Below are 1981 nucleotides of genomic sequence, written 5' to 3' on the forward strand. Positions count from 1 at the left end.
CAAATTCATTTGTGGTATAATAGCCATACAGATGAACCCCCTCGGTTTAATGGTTTTTTGGTTACTAACTATTTTAAACCTTATAGGGCAAGGTTTCATCTGTTTTCTTATTTTTTGGGTGGTTTTTCGACATTTTTTCCATTCCCTTCTCTTAAAAATGCATTATACCGTCACATTTTGGGGGAAAATAAATTCTGGTCTCTCCTTAACCCCTTGTCTCACTTGAGGTGTGAGACATCGCAATTACCTCTAATGACGTTAGATGTATCTTTTTTTCATGCAATATGTTAGAACCTCCTCATTCATTTATTTATGACAGGATAACTATCTCGAAAGGTTTTAATATTAGCCACTACTTAGAAAATGCAGAAAGAATGGCAGCTTTGAAAAACAAATTTCAACTACACAATGTATTCAAACTGGAATTTGGGTTCAAACCATTGGGGGATTAATGGAGGGTCTAGATATTATTCAGGGGATCAGCTCAACGGACAAGAGTTCTGTATTAAAAAAACTGCCCCGAAAGTTTGGTAGTCGCTGGAACTAGATAATAAAAAATCCTCTTTTTCATCAGACAGTTTGACCAATCAAATAACGCATTTTCCAATATGATATGTATTAAGGTCGGCCGGCTTTAATATATAAAGAGGAGGTGCGATGAGTATATGTCTTATTATTATGATGACGACTTTGTAGGTGGAGAAAGAGACAGACGGAGAAGACGGGAAAGATTCGTTTGTAGGTGCCGGGAAGTATGGGATTGGGATGACCGAGACCGTGATAGAGACCGAGATCGTGATAGAGATCGAGACCGTGATAGAGACCGTTTTGTGTGCTTTTGTAGAGAAGAACGCCGTCGACGTGGTGACTAGTAGGTAGTACCTCCTTGCCTTAAGCCCCTTTCTTTTGAAAGGGGCACTTTGTGCGACGGGCCGTCGCAACGTTTCCATTTTGTCGGTTAGTATACGTTACTGAGTAAAACGGTACCAAGTGATACAGAACGAGAAACGCCACGAGGGTGAAAGAACTTCCTTGGAGATGCTCATATAATCCAAGAAGCCTAACCTATAGCACCATCGTGATGTAATGTCTGATGGAGATGCGGATAATCGAGAGACCCGTAGGCGTTTGTGTAGAACCAAATGGGAACCTGTGAAGCACACATGCGGCGGGACAGATTGGCAACCGTGCGAAGAAACTGGGAAGCCTCTTTAATCAAAAGCCCTTTTAGCCAAAGAATGTGCCGACTAGAAGTGATCTGTAACAATATATGTCGTAAATATAATAAATACGAAACAGGTTTTATGGGAGTTAATATGTAGTGTAAAACTAGAGAATTCTATAGTTTAAAGAAGGATTTCTCAACAAATAATAAAAATTTAAAGTTTTTTTTTAAAATGGGTTGAACATCAAAAAAAAGAATGATATAGTATAAGGCGTCCTTAAGAGACAAGGAAATACAAAAAAGGAAAAAAAGAAAAAAATTAAAAACTTGACATCGAAAATGAACGGTGTTATGATAATAAAGTCGCTATTGAAACGGTGGCAACAGTTTGATCTTTGAAAACTGAACGAAACGAACGTCAATAAATAATGGATAAATGGTTTTAAACCATTGCCAGCAAGAGTAAGGATCAACAACTAAGATCAATAAAGGAGCAAAGGCTAAATTCGCCACGTCCTGTGGCAACGCCTTTGTGACCCGCGTCATGCGGGCCTCCTGTGGCAACGTTGTTGTGACTCGCATCGTGCGAGCCTAAACTTCTTACATTATATGAGAGTTTGATCCTGGCTCAGGACGAACGCTGGCGGCGTGCCTAATACATGCAAGTCGAGCGCATCTTTTGGGAGCTTGCTTCCAAAAGATGAGCGGCGGACGGGTGAGTAACACGTGGGCAACCTGCCTGTAAGACTGGGATAACTTGCGGAAACGTGAGCTAATACCGGATAATTTCTTTCTTCACATGGAGAGAGGTTGAAA

General features: G+C 40.3%; 2 protein-coding genes and 1 rRNA gene. 2 read left to right on the forward strand and 1 reads right to left on the reverse strand.

The window, feature by feature from the left end; all coding sequences use genetic code 11:
- Positions 1 to 696: 696 nt before the first annotated feature.
- Entirely contained in the window at positions 697 to 879 is a 183-nt protein-coding gene (locus tag MUB24_RS22900) for a hypothetical protein (RefSeq protein WP_244708041.1), read from the forward strand.
- Positions 880 to 1531: 652 nt separating this feature from the next.
- Here MUB24_RS22900 and MUB24_RS22905 read toward each other — a convergent pair.
- On the reverse strand, positions 1532 to 1711 hold the full coding sequence (locus tag MUB24_RS22905) for a hypothetical protein (protein ID WP_244708043.1): 180 nt from the start codon (positions 1709 to 1711) through the stop codon (positions 1532 to 1534).
- Positions 1712 to 1770: 59 nt separating this feature from the next.
- On the opposite strand from MUB24_RS22905, the gene MUB24_RS22910 reads away from it, so the two are divergent.
- Positions 1771 to 1981, forward strand: a 16S ribosomal RNA gene (locus tag MUB24_RS22910); the annotation flags it as partial.

The sequence above is a fragment of the Lederbergia sp. NSJ-179 genome (assembly GCF_022867885.1).
Classification (GTDB): domain Bacteria; phylum Bacillota; class Bacilli; order Bacillales; family Bacillaceae_C; genus Lederbergia.